21 protein-coding genes are annotated in these 22,071 nt (G+C 43.1%); 11 read left to right on the top strand and 10 right to left on the bottom strand.

Going from position 1 to position 22,071, the window contains the following annotated elements; all coding sequences use genetic code 11:
* Positions 1–156 precede the first annotated feature (156 nt).
* From AAW31_RS02820 to AAW31_RS02805, 4 genes are all read right to left on the bottom strand, one after another.
* Complete coding sequence (locus AAW31_RS02820) at positions 157–984, bottom strand: IS3 family transposase (protein WP_046848692.1); 828 nt, start codon at positions 982–984, stop codon at positions 157–159.
* Positions 985–1,004: 20 nt separating this feature from the next.
* Positions 1,005–1,286: an IS3 family transposase gene (locus tag AAW31_RS23375; RefSeq protein ID WP_036503716.1), complete on the bottom strand. Its 282-nt coding sequence runs from the start codon at positions 1,284–1,286 to the stop codon at positions 1,005–1,007.
* 693 nt (positions 1,287–1,979) lie between these two features.
* On the bottom strand, positions 1,980–2,486 hold the full coding sequence (locus tag AAW31_RS18685; protein ID WP_052752041.1) for a J domain-containing protein: 507 nt from the start codon (positions 2,484–2,486) through the stop codon (positions 1,980–1,982).
* Positions 2,487–2,854: 368 nt separating this feature from the next.
* Positions 2,855–3,325 (bottom strand): hypothetical protein, encoded by a 471-nt coding sequence (locus tag AAW31_RS02805; RefSeq protein WP_046849067.1) that lies wholly within the window; start codon positions 3,323–3,325, stop codon positions 2,855–2,857.
* A 342-nt stretch (positions 3,326–3,667) separates the two neighbouring features.
* Between AAW31_RS02805 and AAW31_RS02800 the strand changes: the two genes are divergently transcribed.
* The 9 genes from AAW31_RS02800 to sdhA all read left to right on the top strand — a co-directional run bounded on the left by AAW31_RS02800 (position 3,668) and on the right by sdhA (position 13,503).
* Entirely contained in the window at positions 3,668–4,270 is a 603-nt protein-coding gene (locus tag AAW31_RS02800) for an anthranilate synthase component II (RefSeq protein WP_046849066.1), read from the top strand.
* A gap of 3 nt (positions 4,271–4,273) precedes the next feature.
* A complete protein-coding gene (trpD, locus tag AAW31_RS02795) occupies positions 4,274–5,299 on the top strand; it encodes an anthranilate phosphoribosyltransferase (protein WP_046849065.1) in 1,026 nt (341 codons plus the stop codon).
* Between the two features lie 9 nt (positions 5,300–5,308).
* Positions 5,309–6,199, top strand: coding sequence for an indole-3-glycerol phosphate synthase TrpC (locus tag AAW31_RS02790; protein WP_046849064.1), 891 nt, complete (start codon positions 5,309–5,311; stop codon positions 6,197–6,199).
* 324 nt (positions 6,200–6,523) lie between these two features.
* Positions 6,524–7,489, top strand: a complete 966-nt coding sequence (locus AAW31_RS02785; protein WP_046849063.1) for a PstS family phosphate ABC transporter substrate-binding protein — start codon at positions 6,524–6,526, stop codon at positions 7,487–7,489.
* 282 nt (positions 7,490–7,771) lie between these two features.
* Positions 7,772–9,517, top strand: coding sequence for an OprO/OprP family phosphate-selective porin (locus tag AAW31_RS02780; RefSeq protein ID WP_235264477.1), 1,746 nt, complete (start codon positions 7,772–7,774; stop codon positions 9,515–9,517).
* 332 nt (positions 9,518–9,849) lie between these two features.
* Positions 9,850–10,869 carry a PstS family phosphate ABC transporter substrate-binding protein gene (locus AAW31_RS02775; protein ID WP_046849061.1) on the top strand — a complete coding sequence of 340 codons (1,020 nt, stop codon included), beginning with the start codon at positions 9,850–9,852 and terminating at the stop codon, positions 10,867–10,869.
* A gap of 132 nt (positions 10,870–11,001) precedes the next feature.
* Positions 11,002–11,391 carry a succinate dehydrogenase, cytochrome b556 subunit gene (gene sdhC / locus AAW31_RS02770; RefSeq protein ID WP_046849060.1) on the top strand — a complete coding sequence of 130 codons (390 nt, stop codon included), beginning with the start codon at positions 11,002–11,004 and terminating at the stop codon, positions 11,389–11,391.
* Positions 11,385–11,738, top strand: coding sequence for a succinate dehydrogenase, hydrophobic membrane anchor protein (gene sdhD / locus AAW31_RS02765; RefSeq protein WP_046849059.1), 354 nt, complete (start codon positions 11,385–11,387; stop codon positions 11,736–11,738). Before sdhC ends, sdhD begins: the two co-directional genes overlap by 7 nt.
* A 1-nt stretch (position 11,739) precedes the next feature.
* Positions 11,740–13,503 (top strand): succinate dehydrogenase flavoprotein subunit, encoded by a 1,764-nt coding sequence (gene sdhA / locus AAW31_RS02760; protein ID WP_046849058.1) that lies wholly within the window; start codon positions 11,740–11,742, stop codon positions 13,501–13,503.
* Between the two features lie 361 nt (positions 13,504–13,864).
* On the opposite strand, the gene ftsB is transcribed toward sdhA, so the two are convergent.
* From ftsB to AAW31_RS02730, 6 genes are all read right to left on the bottom strand, one after another.
* Complete coding sequence (gene ftsB, locus AAW31_RS02755; protein WP_046849057.1) at positions 13,865–14,170, bottom strand: cell division protein FtsB; 306 nt, start codon at positions 14,168–14,170, stop codon at positions 13,865–13,867.
* Entirely contained in the window at positions 14,170–15,453 is a 1,284-nt protein-coding gene (eno, locus tag AAW31_RS02750) for a phosphopyruvate hydratase (protein ID WP_046849056.1), read from the bottom strand. Before eno ends, ftsB begins: the two co-directional genes overlap by 1 nt.
* 149 nt (positions 15,454–15,602) lie before the next feature.
* Positions 15,603–17,282, bottom strand: a complete 1,680-nt coding sequence (locus AAW31_RS02745) for a CTP synthase (RefSeq protein WP_046849055.1) — start codon at positions 17,280–17,282, stop codon at positions 15,603–15,605.
* 528 nt (positions 17,283–17,810) lie between these two features.
* Complete coding sequence (locus AAW31_RS02740) at positions 17,811–18,230, bottom strand: ExbD/TolR family protein (RefSeq protein ID WP_046849054.1); 420 nt, start codon at positions 18,228–18,230, stop codon at positions 17,811–17,813.
* Entirely contained in the window at positions 18,230–19,003 is a 774-nt protein-coding gene (locus AAW31_RS02735; RefSeq protein WP_082110323.1) for a MotA/TolQ/ExbB proton channel family protein, read from the bottom strand. The genes AAW31_RS02740 and AAW31_RS02735 overlap by 1 nt, the downstream gene beginning before the upstream one ends.
* Before the next feature lie 4 nt (positions 19,004–19,007).
* Positions 19,008–19,739, bottom strand: a complete 732-nt coding sequence (locus AAW31_RS02730; protein ID WP_046851456.1) for an energy transducer TonB — start codon at positions 19,737–19,739, stop codon at positions 19,008–19,010.
* 357 nt (positions 19,740–20,096) lie between these two features.
* On the opposite strand from AAW31_RS02730, the gene AAW31_RS02725 reads away from it, so the two are divergent.
* Both AAW31_RS02725 and AAW31_RS02720 read left to right on the top strand, forming a co-directional pair.
* Positions 20,097–20,513, top strand: coding sequence for an RDD family protein (locus AAW31_RS02725; RefSeq protein ID WP_046851455.1), 417 nt, complete (start codon positions 20,097–20,099; stop codon positions 20,511–20,513).
* Between the two features lie 210 nt (positions 20,514–20,723).
* The gene (locus tag AAW31_RS02720) at positions 20,724–21,959 is read left to right on the top strand and encodes a dicarboxylate/amino acid:cation symporter (RefSeq protein ID WP_046851454.1); all 1,236 of its coding nucleotides are present in this window, start codon (positions 20,724–20,726) and stop codon (positions 21,957–21,959) included.
* The last annotated feature ends 112 nt before the right edge of the window (positions 21,960–22,071 follow it).

The raw sequence follows: 22,071 nt of genomic DNA, 5'->3' as shown, positions 1-22,071 counted from the left end.
ATTAATTTAATTTGCTCCAAGCCAAGCCAAGCGGTGAGATAGCGCAAAATTTATTTTTATGGAGATACGTATGTGCTATCCAGTTCAATGATGTGGTTCCCTGTAACTGGACAACCTGAAAGAAAGTTCAGCTCTGATATGTATAGTTAAACAGGTTCAGGCAACCCGATCAATTCTTGGATCACTATAGTAGATTTCATCAGGCGTAAGACGGTCAAGGCTTTGATGAAATCGTTCTTGATTGTACCATTCAAACCATGTGGATAAATTCTGCTTTATCTCCTTCAGATTATTGAATTCTCTGGTATATAAAAGCTCATACTTAACTGTCCGCCAAAGTCGTTCAACAAAAATGTTGTCATAGTAGCACCCCTTGCCATCCATGCTGATCTGAATATGATGATCTTTTAGTATGGAGGTAAATGCTTCGCTGGTAAACTGTACGCCCTGGTCGGTATTCATGATCTGTGGACAGCCATAATCCTGGATGGCTGCCTCCAGCGCCTGAGTACAAAAGTCAGTATCCAAGGTATTGGACAAGCGCCAGCTCAACACCTTACGCGAATGCCAGTCGATGATGGCAACCAGATAGCCAAAGCCTTTCTCCATGGGGACATAGGTTATGTCGGCAGCCCAAACCTGATTGGGTTTATTAATGACAAGTTCTCTAAGCAGATAAGGATAGACCTTATGCTGTTTGCTTGAGATGCTGGTCCTGGGTTTTGGAGCTATGCTGACAATACCGAGTGTCTTCATTAAGGAAGAGGCTTTCTTGCGCCCTAACATGATTCCCTGGCGCTGAAACCAGGTAGCATAACTGCGTGAGCCATATTGTGGCGTCTTTAAGTACTGTTCATCCATCATGCGCAGCAGAACCAGATCAGCATTACTGATTGGTTGCGGTTGATAATAATAAGTTGAGCGCGCCAGATCCAGCAGCTGACATTGACGAGTTTGACTAAGTTTGCCATGGGGCTCAATCATCTCTTTGCGTTCTACAAGACTTAATGATTGAGCTTTCTTGCTAAAAAATCGCGTTCTACCGCCAATTGACCAATAACCCGGTGCAGGTCATCTGTTGTAGGCTGCTCCTTATTGGCGGCAGTATTATTTTTACAAAACAGCTCGGCAGCTTGCTCAATGAGTTGCCGTTTCCAGCTATTGATCTGCGTGGGATGTACATTATAACGCGCTGCTAATTGGGGGACAGTTTCATCACCACGTATCGCTGCCAGCGCTAGTTTTGCTTTGAATTCGCTCGAATATTGTATGCGCTTTTTACTCATTGTTATTAAGCTCCTTTTTAATTCTGCCAGAGCTTAACAACCTGTACAGTTTTTGGGTACCACTTCACAATGTGCCAGATATATGAATGGTTAGGCTCCAGTAAGTGTATTCAAAAGCTCCATCGATGCTTCCCTTATCTTTGATCTGTTCCCTTCACGGCAATCAAAGTAGTTTCGATATTTCATGTAGGTCGGAAGCTGAGTTGTGTAGAGGTAGACAGGAAAGATAATATCCTCGTCAGTTTCGCGACTTCTCAGTGAGGAAGGAGTGGGGTGTATTCATTCGGAAAGGCTGAAAACGACCAGAAGATCGAATCCTTCGGCTGGTGATAGGTCCGTCAGGTCGCCCTGATAGAGCTCGATACGTTTCTCTTCTCTCCTACGGATTCCAATAAAATCTAGAAGCTTCATAGGTATTCTTCCTGATGATTGCTAACAAAAATCAAGCACAACTAGTAATTATATAGTTTTCACATATCTTCCATGCTTTTGGAATTTACAGCAAAAAAATTATTACTTCTGAAAGAAGTGATAATTATTAAATGAAGTGAAATAGAGTTGTTGAGGTTATTGCAGCAAGGGATGTTTCATTTTATTTGACCAAAAGAGCTCATTACAATGATGGCAATTGTCAGCGTTTATCTTATTTTATTTTTGAATACGCCAGATTAAATTCTAATTTTTACAGGCAAGTTACTCAGCAAGCCCATACTCCTTAAGCATTCTATAAGCACCAATAATTTCTTTTGATTTTCTTTCTGCAAGGTCTCGTATTTCAACACCAAGAGTAGATACTTTATCGGGATGATATTCCTTAATTTTCCTTTTATAGGCCCATTTTATGTCGGAAGGAGTTGCATCCAACCGAACCCCAAGAATCGCGTAGCATTTAGAAATGCTGAGGGTTAGTTCGCTATCTTCGTTATCGATATTGTTTACTAAATAAACGTATAAAAAGCCGTTGGCATCCTGACTTAGCTTATAACGTGTGTTACAGGATGGACATTTCCCTATTGCAGTCGATGGCGGTATAGATACTCGAAGTTTTTGCGCACATTCTGGACATTGAAATACCTTTGTATGCGTTTCTCCATTATGTTGTGAACCCGGAGCAAAAAAGATTTTTTGACTTTCTTTATATTTGTTTTTTAGCAAAAAAAATAAGCCAAATACTGTTACGGGAAATATTACTGGTAGCATATCTTCTGGCAGATTAAAAGTACTCCAAGAAACAAATACGAATGATAAGGCAAAAAAGAATAATAAATCATCAGTAACGAATTAGTTAAGATACGTCCAAATGGATAACCTGCTTTAGAGAATAAGTAGCCCCAATGAACATTACTCCAGTAATGGTTACAAAAAATGAGAGAGCAATCAATTCTAATGAGCTATCTATGCGCTTATTACTTAATAATTTATTTATATGGCACTGTATATTATTAATGCTTATGGCATTAGCTGCAGCGAAGTTGTTACGTTTTTCAGATTACGCAGGATATTGAGTGATATTGACTGATTAGCTTTATGGCCGAAAGGATAACTTCAATGACGTTATTTGGTAGTTCTTATTCAAACCAATTTCTGAATAAGTCAGATTTAATCATAAAGCCGCTTTTACTACGATTGAAGCCTATAGTTGGCTTTTCACCGCTAAGAATATCTATCATCACGGCCATTGTTGTCTTATTAGTTTGAGGAACAAATAAGCGATAGCCTTTGTTATCTGCGTCATAGGACTCGTATATACTGCCAGCAGTAGTACCATTTGATGTTTTTATAAAGGCGTAATAGGGTGCTTCTACAATATTGTTATTCAATACATCAGCAACACCTGGTTTTAGCATCATCCCGAACGGCTCAATATATAAAGCTATGCTACTACCAGCGATTATTGGTCCGCCTGCTCGATAAGCAAAATCTTGTGCAGATGTTTCAAAATTTATCTTACAACCTTGTAGCTTGCCGCTATATGAAATCTGCCTGAAGCCTGCCCGCAATGTTCCAACAAATTGGTCATAGTTTTGAGCATGAACCATTGAGCTTGTTAAAAAAGAAATAAGGAATGCTAGCTATATTGATTTCATGTCAAAATTACTGATTTTAGCAAACTGACCGAGCTATATTTTAAAGAGAGTTGAATAAGTTTTGACTCCGTTTTTAATAAGCTAATCTACTACAACCTTTTAATCATTGGATTTGGTTTTATCTGGTGTTTATAACGAAGCCATAATAGTGGATAATAACCATCTTTTACGCATTTTCAGATTACCGGAGCCGATTACTGGAGCCGAGAATCATCAAAAAAAATGGGTATTTAGCGGGTATCAAACTATATTATTTTAATCGGTAATTAAATAATTCAAAAACATAGCTTCTATATGCTGCTAATGATCGACAATTATGATTCCTTCACCTATAACCTGGTGCAATATCTGGGTGAGCTCGGTGAAGAAGTCGAGGTTTTCCGTAATGATGAAATAACGCTGGAGCGTATTAAACAGCTTCATCCTGACAGAATTGTTATTTCCCCGGGACCTTGTACGCCGAATGAAGCCGGTATTTCTTTATCGTTGCTTAAAGATTACGCGGGGCAGGTGCCAACACTCGGGGTATGTCTGGGTCACCAGAGTATTGGCCAGGCATTCGGTGGCCGCATCGTTCACGCCAAACAGCTCATGCATGGTAAAACTTCTCAAATTTTTCACCATGATGTCGGGGTATTTCGCGGTTTGCCTAATCCGTTTGTGGCGACGCGTTATCATTCTCTCGTGATTGAACGTGAAAGTTTGCCGGATTGTCTGGAGATTACCGCCTGGACGGAAGATGGGGAAATCATGGGGGTGCGCCATAAGACGCTGCCGATCGAGGGGGTGCAGTTTCATCCTGAGTCAATTCTGAGTGAACAGGGTCATGAATTACTCCAGAATTTTCTGGCGGGTGGTTCGGAAGCAAAAAATAACGCATTTCATAAAGCTAGTTAATCTGTGAGCCCACAAGCCATACTCACTCGCCTGATCGAGCAGCGCGAAATTCCATACGATGACATGCTGGCGCTGATGCGCAAAATTATGGCAGGCGAGTTGTCTCCTGCCTTGATTGCTGCCATTATCACCGGGCTGCGGGTAAAAAAAGAGACCATCGAAGAAATTGCTGCCGCCGCACAGGTGATGCGTGAATTTGCTGAACGGGTTGATGTGTCGGATTTGACCCATTTAGTGGATACCTGTGGAACGGGGGGCGATACTTCCCATACCTTCAATGTTTCCACTGCCTCAGCTTTTGTTGCCGCAGCCGCCGGGGCACAGGTGGCCAAACACGGCGGACGCTCAGTATCGAGTAAATCAGGCAGTGCGGATGTGCTCGAAGCAATCGGAATCAATCTGGATCAAACGCCTCAGCAAATCGCCCGGTCAATTGATCGCATCGGTGTCGGTTTCATGTTTGCACCTAATTTTCATCATGCCATGAAGCATGCTGCTCCGGTGCGGCGAGAACTGGGGGTGCGCACCTTATTCAATATTCTGGGGCCACTGACTAATCCTGCCGGTGCCAGAAATCAGCTATTAGGTGTGTTTGATGCGAAGCTGGTCAGCCTTATTACGCGCGTGCTACAACGGCTGGGTAGCCATCATGTCATGGTCGTGCACGGTTATGATGGTCTGGATGAGATCACGATTACCGGGGAAACCAGAGTAGGCGAACTTAAGCAGGGTGAAATTTATGAATATACCATCCAGCCAGAGGATTTTGGGATTGCCAGTGCACCGATTGAAACGATTAAAGTAACCGATCTAATCCATGCCAAAGAAATGCTGCTCGCTGTGCTGGATAATCAACCTGGTCACGCGAGAGACATTGTTTTATTGAATGCAGGCGCAGCGATTTACGTGGCGGGAATGACGTCATCGCTTGCCGAAGGGATCGAAAAAGCACGGGATGTTCTCGCAAGTGGGGCAGCCAGGAAAAAGATGCAGGATTTAATTGAATTTTCTCATCATAAAAGTAGCTAGGATGCAAGCATGTCTGACATTCTGAATAAAATTCTTACCGTTAAAGTGCAAGAAGTGGCAGCAGCCAAGGTATCGAAACCATTATCCGTAATACAAGCAGAAGCTGAAGCGGCAAATCCTGCACGTGATTTTGTTGGTGCTATTCACAGCAAAATTAAGCAGGGATTTCCTGCGGTAATTGCTGAAATAAAACAGGCGAGCCCAAGCAAGGGATTGTTGCGTGGGCGGGTCACATCAGCAGCTTCTTCTGACTTGACCATGGGGAATACACAGGGTGCCGAGATCGAAGGTTTTGATCCGGCAGAAATTGCGGCAAGTTATGCCAGCCATGGTGCAGCTTGCCTATCTGTTTTGACAGACAAACAGTTCTTTATGGGGAGTGCGGATTATTTAAAACAGGCGCGCGCAGCCTGTGAGCTACCGGTGTTGCGTAAGGACTTCCTTCTGGATGATTATCAGGTATTTGAATCGCGCGCCATGGGAGCAGATTGTATTCTGCTGATCGTTTCTGCTTTTCAGCTGTTTCCTTATCCCGATGAAGAGCAGGCGTCTGATCCACTGGCACGTATGCATCAACTCGAATTACTGGCGCACTCGCTCGGAATGGCAGTACTGGTTGAAGTGCACGATGCCGATGAACTTGAACTTGCCTTGCAGTTGGCTACGCCGCTGATCGGGATCAACAATCGCAATTTGCGTACTTTTGAAACACGCCTGGATACGACTTTGAAATTGCTCGAACAAATTCCGGAGGAAAAGATTGTTGTGACTGAAAGCGGCATTAAAACACGTGATGATGTCGCCTTGATGCAGGCGCATCAGGTCAATACGTTTTTGGTAGGGGAGACATTTATGCGCGCAGACGATCCGGGAGTAGAGTTAGAGCGATTGTTTTTTTAACAAAACTCCGCATGAGTAGCTGCTGGGGTACACTGAAAGGGCGCCTGCAAGCCGGATAATCTGTGAATAGTAAGCTTTCAGTAGCTTGTCACAATTTTGCAATATTTATCTACTAGTATTCGTTATTCCGTTTCTACATCAAAACTGACTTTGTCGGCTTTACCTTGTCTTATGATGGATACTGTCTGTGGTTCGCCTCGCGTCATGTTTGATTTGGAAATGGAATGGCTTATTTTACTAAGTGATATCATTAATTTGCAGCGCTAATTATGTACGGAGGAACTTACTTTGAAATCACACCTACTCAAAATTATCCCTTTCGTGATGACCTTGACAACGGCGATCACGATGAATAACCCAGCCCATGCCGGTCCTGTTGTGACGATGGATGGTTCTAGTACGGTTTATCCCATTACAGAAGCCGTTGCGGAAGATTTTCAGATCGCTAAAAAAGGTGGCGTTCGGGTAACAGTAGGTATATCGGGGACAGGCGGTGGGTTTAAGAAGTTTTGTCGAGGAGAAATCGATATCGTTAATGCCTCGAGACCAATCCAGCATTCTGAAATGGAAGCTTGCAAAGCAGCAGGTGTTCAGTATATAGAAATGCCAATTGCTTTTGATGCCTTAACCGTCGCCATTAATCCCCAGAATACCTGGAGCAGAACGATCACTGTTGCCGAGCTGAAAAAAATATGGGAGCCGTCGGCACAGGGAAAAATAACCAAATGGAATCAGGTCAATCCGGCCTGGCCTGATGAAAAAATCAAGTTATTTGGTGCAGGTGCGGATTCCGGAACATTCGATTATTTTACAGAAGCCATTGTGGGTAAGGCAAAATCGAGCCGCGGCGACTTTACTGCGTCTGAAGATGATAACGTACTGGTACAAGGGATCGCAACGGATAAGTATAGCCTGGGTTTCTTTGGTTTTGCCTATTACACTGAGAACAAGAAGAAAGTTAATGCTGCTGCGATCGATAATGGTAAGGGCGGTGTTATTCCTTCAGCAGAAACAGTAGAAAATGGCAGTTATCAACCCTTATCTCGCCCGATCTTTATTTATGTCAATGCCAAAGCGGCAGATAAGCCGGAAGTGAATGAATTCGTCAATTTCTATATGAAAAATGCACCCGCCCTCGTAAAAGAAGTTAAATACTTTCCTTTGCCGGCAGAGATTTATCAGTTGAACCTCGATCACCTTAAGCAAAGAAAAGTAGGGACCGTCTTTGGTGGTGAGAGCAAATTGGATCTTAGCATTGATGACGTCGTCAAACTGGAAAGGCGCTTATAAAATAGATAGTTTCCGGCAAAGCCGGAGACTATTTTGATTGGCTTCTCAATGGCTGAGGCATCAAACGCTCGCTTTTTGAGCAAGCGTCCTCCGTGCGCTTTGTACTACTTGTTGTTTCACTTACTGATTCAAATCTTACTTAGTATAGTTAGTCTCCTGGTTGAATCCTGTTAATAAAGAGTGATTTCCAATTCTTCAGGTTTTGATCGGCTTATTTACTTTCCAAGTTTCGTCACGAATGTCATAAATCTGTAATATTGATCCTCTAACATGCTGTCCCTAATGACAATTCATTTAGGACAGAACATGAGGATATTCAAGCAAGCGCTAGCACTCTCTTTGGTCTTGAGTGCCGGAGTTGTTTCAGACGTTATGGCTTTAGAGCTTTACGTCGATACCAATACCAAGCAAATTTTTGCTGAACCGGGGCCTGGTCGAGTACTGTTGGGTACGTTTGTAAAATCTGAAGATGTGCCTGCAAAAACTGAAACACCAAAAGTACGATCAGCACCGTCACAGACTTCAGCAGAGTCACCGAGCAAAACTGAGTCGGCTGAATTAACTCCCAGCCGTAAAGATCAGACCACGGAGGTGGCGGATAAAGCTGCGAATGAGAACCTTGCCGACAAGGTTTCAGTGCTTGAAGAACGCGTCAAGGAAGCCGAAAAAGTTCATATGGAGTTTGATGATCGGGGTTTGCACTTTAAAACTAAAGACGGCAATTTCTCATTTGCTGTGAATGGACGTATCCAACCAGCCGCACAATACAATTTTATCAACGATCCTAATCCGGCTTTTGGTCATAGTACACCCAATGAACTGAATAGCGGTGCGAATATCCGCCGGGCACGTCTTGGCGTAGAAGGTACTTTTTTCAAAATATGGGATTATAAATTTGAGTTCGATTTTAGTCGTGGCAATGGTACGGTAGCCTCTGGAATTACCGATGCTTTTGTGCGGCTGAACCATACTGATGCATTATCCTACAAAATTGGTTCGTTCAAGGAACCATTCAGCTTGGAAGAAGCGGCGAGTAACCGTTTTCTTACCTTTATTGAACGTCATATGGCAGTTAACTCTTTCGTCGACAACCCTAATACTTACAAAACAGGGATAGGTGTCAATTATGCCGTTCCGCGTTGGCAGACGGGAATTGCCTTTCAAACAGAACCTGTTGGTGGATGGTCATCGGCTTCCACCTCGGTCAACGCTAACGGCAATCAGAGTCGCAATAACGGCTCTGGCGATACGGGCTGGACAGCGATCGGGCGTATCACTGGCAGGCCGTGGATGGAAGATGAGACCAAATTCCTGCATGTGGGTATCTCTGCGGGTCATACTGACGTCAATACTCAGTACCGGGCTGATGGCACCATGGTGGGTGAGGGATCAGGCGGAGGAGGGGGCGGAATGTCGTTCACAGCATTCCCGGGAACAAACGTTGATCGTACCAATATTCTGAATACCGGAAACCTCAGTAATGGTGCATTAACTGATCCGAATCGTCGCCAGATCTCTAGTTTTGATCGTTACGGGGCAGAGTCCTGGTTAGTTTATGGGCCATTTTCAGCGCAAGCTGAGTTTTTACGTACCAATATCAATGGCGTCGGTTATGACAATGAGCATTTGACTGGTTACTACGGTTTTGTGAGCTACTTCCTGACTGGTGAATCTAAGGCTTATCATGTTAGAAATGGTGCAGCAAACCGGATTAAACCCAAGAAACCGTTTAATTGGAACGGCTCAGGTTTTGGTGCATGGGAGGTTGCTGCGGGTTATGATTATATTGACATGAACTCTGGTGTCATCAGAGGGGGGCGAGCTTCAATGTTTAGGTTTGGCCTAAATTGGTATCCTCATTCGAACGTCAAATTTCAGAACAATATCGTTTATTTGCTGGATATCGACACATCTGGAGCTCCCACTACCGATACTCAAGGTTATTCTGGTGGTGCCGGTGCACGTACTCGCGGATGGGATAATGGCGATTTTGCTGCATTCCTGTCACAGATTACAGTTGATTTCTGAGCGGGGATAAAGAAAACACACTGCTAAAGTTTTTCACACGCCGAGAATATTGGATTATTTACTGAATTCTCGGCTGGATATGAAGAGTAGTTGTGCACTAAATCTAGATCGGCAATTGATTGTGCGGTGAGGTAGTGATTCTAGAACTATAGTGCGCTTGCTTAAGTGTTAGTTTCTGATTCAGAAAGAGTATGTAATTTAAGTTTTGAACAATCGGAAAACGGACATGTTCAACATCTATAAAAAATTATTAATATTCTTATATTTATAGTACTGAAGCTGCTCTAAAGCAAGCTGCTCGAAAACGGTATCTCAAACAAAAGGAGGATAAAATGTTGCAAGTGCACAACCTTAAAGTGCTGAGTGTGTTTATCTTAATGAGTGCCTTAATCGGTTCTGCCGATATTGCGAGTGCTCAGCCAATTGTCAAAATAGATGGCTCCAGTACCGTCTATCCCATTACCAAAGCGATAGCGAAGGATTTCCAGGTAGCCAAAAAAGATGCTGTCAAAGTGATGGTTAATATCTCTGGTAGTGGTGGCGGTTTCAAAAAATTTTGCCACGGTGAGATAGATATCGTGAATGCATCCCGCCCTATTCTGAAAAATGAAATGGCAGAGTGTAAGAATTCCCGTGTGAAATTTGTGGAAATACCCATTGCTTTTGATGCCATAACTGTGGCTGTTCATCCGGATAACAATTGGAGTACAACCATGACTATCGCACAATTGAGAAAAATATGGGAGCCCATTGCACAGGGCAGAATTACCAAATGGAATCAGATAAACCCGGCATGGCCAAATGAAGATTTCAAGCTTTTTGGAGCTGATTCAGCATCGGGTACTTTCGATTACTTCACTAAGGCTATTGTTGGCAAGTCAAAATTAAGCCGTGGCGATTATATTGAATCTGAAGACGATAAGCTATTAGTGGAAGGAGTAGCCAGCAATAAGAATGGGTTAGGTTTTTTCGGTTTTCACTATTACATCGAGAATCAGGATAAAGTTAAAGCCGTTGCGATCGATAGCGGTAATGGCGGTGTCTTGCCATCCGTTGAAACAGTTGAGAATGGCAGTTACCGACCTCTCTCCCGTCCGATCTTTATTTATGTCAGTATCAAGGCGGCAGAAAAGCCTGAAGTAAAACAGTTTATTGAATTTTATCTAAAGAATGCTCTCCTTCAGGTAAAAAAAGCCGAATTCGTCCCATTACCACCATCAGCCTACCGAATCATGTTGGAGCACTTCAACAACAAAAGAGCAGGATCGGTATTTAATGGCAAGCCAGCGATCGGCCTTACGATTGATGAAATGATCAGACGTGAGGGCCGCACAGAATTCGAGCATTATTAAGATAGCCATCAAATAGATTATGAAATAAGGATTTGGCATTGTATGACACGGGATAACAGATTAAACTAGGCTTAGTAGAGATCGGTTAGTGTTGTCAATTACCTAAAAATAATAGGGTCCATCACTCATTCTATGGAAGCAAAATTTCAAAGGAAGCGGCCAAAGTATCTCAATCTCTTAAAGATTAAGCAGCCCTTGCCAGCGCAGGTTTCCATCCTGCATCGTATAAGTGGGGTATTATTATTTTTTCCTGGTATTCCATTATTGCTTTGCAGCTTGCAAAAACTATTAGGTTCGCCCGAGGGTTTTGCCCAGTTACAACTGATATTGGCTAATCCATTGGTGAAAGGGGCTTTGTTACTGCCAATATGGTTTTTCATGCATCATTTTTGCGCCGGTATGCGTTATCTGGCGCTTGATTTACATTATGGTACTTCCCTGCAGCAAGCACGTTTGAATAGTAAAATTGTATTGATAATGGGTTTTGTCCTGACAGCACTGGTCGGAGCTCTCTTATGGTAAAGAATCTAAATCGTGTGATAACAGGTGCTCATTATGGTTTACGGGATTGGTTAATTCAGCGTATTACAGCCGTGGTGATGGTGGTTTATGTGCTGCTATTGGCTTTTCTGTTCGGCTTCTATCCCATTTCTGATTATGCGGCGCTGAAATCGCTATTTACCAATCAATGGATAAGAATAGTTTCTTTTTTATTTTTTATCAGCCTTTGTTGGCATGCCTGGGTAGGGATACGTAATGTCTTGATGGATTATGTGCACGCCACAGGTATTCGTCTGACGATGTATATTGTCGTCATCATTTCCTTGTTTTTATATCTCATCTGGTTTGCTGAAATTCTGTGGGGTTAACGTGAATATCCCTAAACGAAAATTTGATGTCGTCATTGTGGGTGCAGGTGGGGCGGGGATGCGCGCTGCACTACAATTATCGGAGGCCGGCCTGAAAGTAGCCGTACTGTCTAAAGTGTTCCCCACCCGTTCTCATACCGTTGCTGCACAAGGTGGTATTGCTGCCTCTCTGGGGAATGTCACCGAGGATAATTGGCATTGGCATATGTATGATACGGTGAAAGGATCTGATTATCTTGGTGATCAGGATGCAATTGAATTCATGTGCCGGCAGGCTCCCGAGGTTGTTTACGAGCTCGAACACTATGGCATGCCATTTGATCGGCTGGAGAATGGCAAAATTTATCAACGTCCCTTTGGAGGGCATTCTCGGAATTTTGGTGATACGCAGGCTACACGATCCTGCGCAGCGGCTGATCGTACAGGTCATGCTATGTTGCATACACTTTATCAACGTAATGTGAGTGCAAATACTCAGTTTTTTGTAGAGTGGATGGCATTAGACCTTATTCGGGATCAACAAGGCGATGTGCTGGGTGTTACTGCGCTGGAAATGGAAACGGGTGATGTCATGATTCTGCAAGCGAGAGCGACATTATTTGCCACAGGTGGAGCCGGTCGCATCTTTCATGCCAGTACCAATGCCTTTATCAATACGGGAGATGGCCTCGGTATGGCTGCGCGTGTTGGTATCCCGCTGCAAGATATGGAATTCTGGCAATTTCACCCAACTGGTGTGTATGGTGTGGGCGTACTGATCAGTGAAGCTGTGCGGGGAGAAGGGGGGTATCTGATCAATAAGGATGGTGAGCGTTTCATGGAACGTTATGCCCCACATGCTAAGGATCTGGCGAGTCGCGATGTGGTATCACGGGCATTGACGACGGAAATAAAAGAGGGGCGAGGTTATGGCCCTCATGCTGATCACCTTTTACTGAAGCTGGATCATCTTGGCGCTGAGGTCATCAAATCACGCTTACCGGGAATACGTGAAATCGCAATTAAGTTTGCGCACATCGATCCCATTGAACAACCTATCCCTGTTGTGCCAACGGCTCATTATATGATGGGTGGGATTCCTACCAATCTGCATGGCCAAGTCGTAGCGCCATATAAGACAGGGCCCGAAGAAGTTGTGCCAGGCTTTTATGCAGTAGGGGAGTGCGCTTGCGTTTCTGTCCATGGCGCAAATCGTTTGGGTACGAATTCGTTACTGGACCTTATCGTCTTTGGGCGATCAGCAGGTAATCAGATTATTGAAGATTTGAAGCGGAATTCCCACCATAAGCAACTTCCTGCTGACATCGCTGATACCTCACTTGCAAGATTGGCACGTTTGGATAACCAGAAAGATGGAGAAAGTGTGGCCCAAGTGGGGGAAGCATTAAGAAAAACCATGCAGAAATATTGTGGTGTATTTCGCTTTGCTAACATGCTGAAGGAAGGGGTCGAAGAAATCAGTGAAGTTGCTCAACGTGTTGCGCAAACGGAAATTCAGGATAGAAGTAGAGTATTTAATACTGCTCGGGTTGAAGCATTAGAACTCGATAATCTGATTGAAGTCGCAACGGCAACCATGGTATCAGCTGAAGCTCGTCGAGAAAGTCGTGGTGCACATGCCAGGAATGATTTTCCTGAGCGGAATGATGACAAATGGCTTAAGCATACTTTATTTTTCAAGGAAGATCGTCGTATTGACTATAAACCTGTTCGGCTGAAACCTTTGACCGTAAGCTCATTTCCGCCTAAGGCAAGAACTTATTAACCATAATCTAATAGTTTATAGCTTGACCAGTTAAGAAAGCTCATTGTCCTATCGAATATGAATAGGCGCTGTCCAAAGCACTGGATAAACAACTAAACCGTCGATATGCTCTTTAAATCCTATCCATTCTGGATCATTCTTAAACTGGTCAGGCTATAAATAAAAATAATACGGCAAGAAGAGCCGACAAAGCTATGTTTGATTTAGCTGGTAGGGTGCAATAAGTGTAACGCATTGCACCAGATGGTGAGGTGGCACATACGGTGCAATACCCCGCTGGTTATTGCGCCTTACGCGGGTTACGACAACATAATGGGATTATTATTCTTAAGGAACCAAGCATAATCCCAATCATTACATTCTATTGTCTTCCTATTCGCGTATTATTTTCTTCATTGCTCTCCATGATCTGAAAAAAAACCTCATCTGCGCGTATCATTCCCAATTCATTGCGGGCGAGTTCTTCAATGGCATCGAGCCCTTCCTTAAGATTATTAACTTCTGCTTCCAGAACGGTATTACGATTTTGTAATTTCTGATTAGTTTGACGCTGGCTAGCCAGTTGCTGGTCTATTTCATAGACGTTTAGCCAACTCCCTTTGCCATACCACAAGGGGTATTGCGCCAGAATAATCAATACAATAAACGTAACAGCCAGTTTCTTCATTACCTGAGCTGGTAGTAAGCTTTCCGTCCTGGGTATTTAGCCATATCGCTAAGATCCTCTTCGATACGCATTAATTGGTTATATTTTGCTAAGCGATCAGAACGGGATAGCGAGCCCGTTTTAATTTGTAATGCGCTTGTTGCGACCGAAATATCAGCAATGGTAGTGTCTTCCGTTTCTCCTGAGCGATGAGATATCACGGCAGTGTAACCAGCACACTTAGCCATTTCGATGGCAGACAAAGTTTCCGTAAGCGTCCCGATTTGATTAACTTTAATCAAAATGGAATTAGCTACACCGCGTGCGATGCCTTCTTTTAGAATTTTTGTATTAGTAACGAATACATCATCGCCAACAAGCTGCACTAATTTGCCTAGTTTATTTGTAAGTAGCTCCCAACCACCCCAATCATGCTCGCTCATGCCGTCTTCAATGCTGAGGATGGGATATTTATCTACCCAGCTAGCAAGATAGTCAACAAATTGGGCTGAGGTAAAACTCAATCCTTCTGAATCGATATGATATTTTCCATCCTTATAAAACTCAGAACTGGCGCAATCAATACCAATAGCAACATCAGAACCCGGTAGATAACCCGCCTGATCAATAGCCTGTACGATCAGCTTGAGCGCTTCTTCATTACTCATGAGATTGGGGGCAAACCCTCCCTCATCCCCGACCGTTGTTGGCATATTTTTTTTATTGATGAGTGATTTGAGTGTGCTAAATATCTCAGCACCACATCGTACCGCCTCGCGAAAACTTTGCATGCCTAACGGGATAATCATGAATTCCTGCATATTCAGGTTATTATTAGCATGTGCGCCACCGTTAATCAGATTCATCATAGGCACCGGCAATGACATTGCGCCAACACCTCCTAAATAACGGTATAGCGGTAAGCCAGATTCCTCAGCGGCTGCTTTGGCGACCGCTAAGGAAACAGCGAGAATGGCGTTAGCCCCTAACCTTGATTTATTCTCGCTGCCATCAAGATCTATCAGGGACTGGTCGATGAAAGATTGCTCTACTGCATCAAGCCCCATAATAGCTTCTGAGATTTCGGTATTAACATTTTCAACTGCTTTTAATACGCCTTTCCCTGAGTAACGCTGTTTGTCTTCATCACGTAATTCTACTGCTTCTTTAGTGCCAACAGATGCCCCTGAAGGAACCGATGCGCGTCCCAGCACACCGGATTCAAGTAATACATCTGCTTCAATGGTCGGGTTGCCACGGGAATCTAAAATTTCACGGGCGATTACATCCACTATTGCACTCATGCGACTTTCCTTGTAGTTATTTCACTTAAATATTATTGTTAAATTATTAGTGGCTAAACAAACCAATCATTTTTTGGCATTGGATTGTTTGCGAGAGATTGGGTAGATAAATTCAATAAACAGGAATATATAAAGCACATTACAACGATTCAAATTGAATTTTCTAATTCAGCGCTATTTTTCTTTTCTGAGTTGCCGTGTTTGTGGGCAAAATCAATAGCAGCTTTCACATAAGCTTTGAATAAAGGGTGTCCCATTCTAGGTGTAGAAGTAAATTCGGGATGAAACTGACAGGCGACAAACCAGGGGTGCTCGCTTTGTGATAATTCGATCATTTCACATAAATTTTCTTCTGCAGATACCCCGCTTACGTATAGTCCTGCCTGTTCCAATTGAGAGATAAATTCGGCATTCACTTCATAGCGATGGCGATGACGCTCAGTGATTTTATTTTCTTCATAAATATTTGCTGCTAATGAATTTTCTTTAAGTAGGCATTCCTGTCCACCTAGACGCATGGTTCCTCCTAGATCTGTCCTTGCGGTACGTTTCTCAAGGTGTCCCTCGCGTGTACGCCACTCAGTGATTAATCCTAGAACGGGATAAGGCGTGGCAGGATTGAATTCTGTACTATGCGCGCCTTCCAGTTTAAGCACATTGCGTGCATATTCAATGACAGCTAACTGCATACCCAGACAGATACCCAGATAAGGGATTCGTTTAACACGCGCGTAGTGAATAGCTTCTATTTTTCCTTCAACTCCACGTTTACCAAATCCGCCAGGGACCAGAATAGCATCCATGCCGAGGAGGCAATCTGTACCATTTTTTTCAATCTCTTCTGAATCGATATAGCATATATTTATTTTGCTGCACGTATGAATACCAGCATGAATCAACGCTTCGGATAAGGATTTATATGATTCAGTCAGCTCGACATATTTTCCTACTAGAGCAATCGTTACCTCGTGTTTAGGATGCTCTAGATCATAAATCAGTTTTTTCCAGACGGTGAGATCGGCTGATTTAGCAAGTATATTCAATTTGTGACAGATGATTTCATCCAGCATTTGTTCATGCAGCAATGCGGGTATTTTGTAAATGCTGTCGACATCAATCACTGAAATAACAGCTTCTTCCTTGACATTGGTGAACATAGCAATTTTGCGTCGTTCTTCTTGTGGAAGCATACGATCGGCTCGACAAAGCAACACATCAGGTTGTATCCCAATTTCTCTTAGCTCTTTTACTGAATGTTGCGTTGGTTTGGTTTTTAATTCTCCGGCTGATCCAATATAAGGTAATAAAGTCAAGTGAATAAAGCATGTGTCATGGGATGGAAGCTGCACTGCCATTTGCCTGATAGCTTCCAAAAAGGGCAAAGACTCAATATCACCAACGGTACCCCCGATTTCTACAATAGCAACTTGGGCATCGTTCACACCCTTACGGATAAAAAGTTTGATTTCATCAGTAATATGGGGAATGACTTGTACTGTGCCGCCAAGATAATCTCCTCGCCGCTCTTTACGAATGACACTTTCATAGATTTGGCCTGTCGTAAAATTATTACGTTTGGCCATCTTTGTCGTGATGAAACGCTCATAGTGTCCTAGATCAAGGTCGGTTTCTGCGCCATCATCAGTAACAAAAACCTCCCCGTGCTGAAATGGATTCATCGTGCCCGGATCGACGTTGATATAAGGATCCAGTTTTAGCATCGTTACTTTAATGCCACGACTTTCCAGAAGGGCTGCTAATGAAGCTGCGGCAATACCTTTACCTAAGGAAGATACTACACCGCCAGTCACAAAGACATACTTAGTCATGGGGGCAATGTTAACTCAAAAAGGATGTAATGGAAACCATAGGCTACAACTTCTATTAACTGTTTTAAAGCAATTACTCAGAGCTATTCTGGATTTCTGTAAAATCGAACTAATTGGAAGCATATAGATTAGGATTTATCATCTGACATGAAAGTAAATTGTTTGGGGATTGACAAAAAATAGGTGTGTAAAAGGGTATTTCTACCAACATGATGAATACTATTGCATAAATGGCTTGATGAAGCAGAAATATTGTAATTCCATTTCTAACTCAAAACTGCGTTTGTCGGCCTGACTTGGTCTTCTTTGCCTTGCCGCATTATTGATACTGTCTGCGGCTTGCCTTCGCGTCAGTTTTGATTGGAAATGAAATTATACAGCTACAGAGCGGTAGAGAGCTATATTCAAATCAACAGAAATTTCTGAGGCAGCCTTGGGTAGGAGTTTACTCAGCAGCTGTTTCATACCAGCTGGCAGTAGGCGTATCAACAATACGGATATTGTTACAATTTGAGCTGAAATCGTTCTTCATTCGAGAGTTGGATCCGTAACAAAGCCAATTTTTGTTAATCCAGCTTTTGCGGCCATACTCATGATGCGCGCCACATGTTCATAATGGGTATTTTTATCGGCACGAATATGGAGCTCAGTATTAGGAGAATTTTCTGCTGATTGAGTGAAACGGGGCGCCAGTTGCTCAAGCGTGACTGGCTCACCATTCCAAAAAAAAGTGCCTTCAGCTCGAATGGCGAAGTCAATGTGTTCTGGCTTAGTCGTGTTGGGGTGGCTGGAAGCTTTTGGCAAATCAATTTTTACGGAATGCGTGAGTAATGGCGCCGTAATTATAAAAATGATCAATAGCACAAGCATGATGTCCACTAAGGGTACTACATTAATTTCAGACATGGTTGTCTGTTCCTGATAGCGATCTGAGCTGCCAAAAGCCATTATTGCCTCCCTTCAAACGCTGAAGTAGTTGCCGCAGTTGGGGTAAACTGAGGGTTGTGGTTTTGTTCCGCTGCTGCCTTGGCGGTGCTATCTCCGCTTTTATTGCCCACTGTAACAATGGTAAATAAATCATGTGCAAATGTATCCAGCCGCGCCATCCATATTCTGTTTCGTCTAATAAAAGCGTTATAGGCTAATACGGCTGGAATGGCAACAGCCAATCCTAAAGCGGTCATAATGAGCGCCTCCCCAACTGGTCCAGCTACTTTATCTAATGTTCCTTGTCCAGTAAGGCCGATTTGAATGAGCGCATGATAAATGCCCCAGACAGTACCAAATAGTCCAATATAGGGAGCGACAGAACCCGCCGATGCGATAATGGTGAGTCCATTTCCAATGCGAGTAGCCTCTTGATCAATACCATTGCGCAGTGTGCGAGTTAACAGTTCGCTTACTCCTCCTGCTGCTGCAAGTTTTTCCAGGCCATGCTTCTGTGAATCAGTCGTCACATCTACGGCTAATTTAGCCAGATGGGCAAACGCATTATCTGTAGAAGAACCTTTCATTTCTATTTTTAATTCTTGTAGAGAGTCAACTTCCCAGAAATGATTGAGAAAAGCATTGGCCCTTCGAGAGGCGATAAAATTACTGATGCTTTTTGTGATAATCAAATACCAGCTTGCTATTGAAAGCAGAAGCAATAAAATGAATACCACCATTCCTACATGGTCTATCTGAGCTAGAAAATGAGAAAAACCAAGATTTTCTTCCATTACATTAGTTTCCTTGGATGACAAAATTAAAAGGTTGCAATGCGATAGCCCGTACGGGTTTGCCATCACGCACCGCAGGTTTACAGCGCCAGCTCTTAACCGCAGCGAGTGCGGCATTATCAAGTCGGGAATAACCGCTACTATTGACGATACGGGTATTGCTGATGCGGCCTGATTCATCAAGTTCAACTTGTAGCATGAGTTTTCCTTCCTCACCCAAGCGACGTGAAAGAGTAGGATAATCCGGTGCACTCAATTCCGGACAAGATACCGATAACTCGGAGGTAAGCGTTACGGGACCAGTTTGCATTTGCTCGGGACGAGCAGCTGGTACAGCCTTTGCTTCTTGCTTTTGTGTCGATTCAGATTCCTCGTGCACAGGCTCTGGCTCAGGTGTAGGCGGGGAAGGGGAATCGACCACTTTCTCCTCAGGTAAGGCAGGTGCAGCAGAAGCTAATTGGCGTTGTTTAGGTTGTGCTTTTTTAACCACTTTAGGTTTTTCCGGAGGGGGAGGGATATGTTCTGCTTTTACATCAGCTTTAGGAAGCTCTGGTGCTTCAATTTTAGGTTGTGGTGGTGCAATCAGTTCAGCAAATAAGGTAACTGTTTGCGTATTGGTAGATGGCAAGCGGTAATGCCACATGCCATAAATCAGGGCGGCATGTACCAAGAGTACAAATAAGAGACCGATAAAAGAGATAGAGGAGGGGGCCGAATCGCGCTTAGTATGGGCCATATAATAATTAATGCCCTTCAAGAAAAGAAATATATTAGCTAATTAAAACAATTCTTGCTTAGGGAACAGAACATTTACTTAGATAACTTATCGTATCCGGAACAACTTTAAGTTAAGTTATGATAATAATATTACCTATTTTAACGTTGAATAATAACGCAAACGATAATGGTTATCAATCATTATTAACTTTAATTAAGAAATTCATATTAGTTAAAAAGGGTGAACAATCTGGTTTTTAAGGGAAAATAGAAATAATCTCTTGAAATGCTTTACAATACTACTCTTAAAGAAGACATTTTCACTAACTTGGCTAATCTGGTCATTAATTATAACCAATGGCCTAAAAAAAATTCCATGACGATCTCAATTCCTCGATTTTGGCGGCGCACGTTATGTATGCTGTACGAATTTCTGTTGCTGCTTGGAGTCTGGTTTATTGCCAGTTTTATTTTTCATTTTGTGTTTCGTGATCCTACCGCAATCTATTTCAAGCCGCTCTTTCAGTTTTATCTGCTTTCTGTTGCTGGCATTTATTTTATCTGGTTCTGGACGCATGGTGGGCAGACTTTGGCCATGCAAACCTGGAAAATGCGTGTGGTCACCGTTAATGGTAATAAGCTCAGTACTCGGCAAGCTATTACCCGCTACCTCTTTGCCGTAATTGGCATTACATTTTTTGGTTTCGGAATTATATGGGCATTATTCGATCGTGACCGCCAGTTTCTACATGATCGGCTCGCCGGGACACGCATTGTAAAAGTAGAAAACTGAGATTGAAGTTCAATCTTATTCCATTTCTAAATCAAACCTGACATTGCCGGCTTTACCCTGCCGTAGGATTGAGACTATCTGCGGCTCGCCTTCGCGTCATTCTTTGTGAACAATGAAGTATTGGCAATTCGCAAAGCGGATGCTCGCAAATATAAATTTTTAGAGGTGCCCTTTACTCATAGCGCATCTGTTGATAAATCTGGAGTTGTTATGATAAAAATATCTCTCAATATGCAAATCCTGCTAGGGGTAATAGGTGGAATTCTGCTGGGTTTGGGATTTGTCATGGTCGGTCTGGATTCGCCTATTTCTCAAAATGGTTTGTATATTGCCAGTTTGATAAGTACTTTATTCATTGATTTGTTGAAAATGATACTTGTCCCACTGGTGTTTACTTCCATTGTGGTCGGTGTTGCGAATTTACGCGCACATCACCAAATAAACCGGGTATGGCAAATCACGCTTGTCTTTTTTGCAACCACTATGGCTTTGGCAGTGATACTTGGTCTGACCGTAGCCAACCTCTTTCGACCAGGTGAAGGGCTTGAGATTGAGATGTTTAAAGATGCCATGCAAGACATCGACGTTAAGCAAATGTCTTTAGGCGAATTTTTTGCTCACTTTCTTCACTCGCTTTTTTTGAATCCAATCACAGCGCTGGCTGAAGGTCATATTCTGGCTATCGTCATATTTGCATTGCTGCTTGGAATTGCTATGGTGGTAGGCGGGGAACGCTACCATAATATTCTCATTTTGATGAAAGAATTTCTGGAACTGATCCTGATGCTGGTGAGTTGGATCATGCGTCTTGCTCCGCTCGGTATTATGGCATTGCTACTGCAATTGATCGTTTCTCAGGATATTGCTCTGCTTACTACACTGATTAAGTTTATTGTTATTGTTATCGGGACAACATTATTCCATGGTGTAGTCATTTTACCGCTTATACTTTATTTAACGACCGGCATAACCCCTTTTAAATTCTGGAAGGGCGCCCGCGAAGCATTGATTACTGCTTTTGCAACCAGTTCCAGTGCAGCCACTATGCCTATAACGATGCGTTGTGTGGAGCAGCATTTACATGTTAAATCCGATGTGGCAGGTTTTGTCGTTCCATTGGGAACGACTATCAATATGGATGGCACCGCGTTGTATGAAGCGATAGCCGCTTTATTCATCGCCAATCTGGTGGGAATCGAGCTTGATATCACCCAACAACTTATTGTCTTTTTTACTGCTATGCTAGCTTCAATTGGGGCACCTGGCATTCCAAGCGCTGGCATGGTGACCATGGTGATGGTGCTTCAGTCAGTAGGTTTACCCGCTGAAGCAGTCGCTATTTTACTTCCTATCGACCGGTTATTAGATGCGTTTCGCACGATGGTCAATGTTGAAGGAGATATGATTGGGAGTATAGTCGTACAAAAGTGGATAAGAAGCCCTTAACGAGTTATTCCATTTCTAAATCAAACATGACGCGAAGGCGAACTGCAGACAGTATCAATCATACGGCAAGAAGAACCGACAAAGTTATGTTTGATTTAGCTGGCAGGGGTGC

The sequence above is a fragment of the Nitrosomonas communis genome, assembly GCF_001007935.1.
In the GTDB taxonomy this organism is placed as follows: Bacteria; Pseudomonadota; Gammaproteobacteria; order Burkholderiales; family Nitrosomonadaceae; genus Nitrosomonas; species Nitrosomonas communis.
This window is presented reverse-complemented; position numbering and strand designations above follow the sequence as displayed.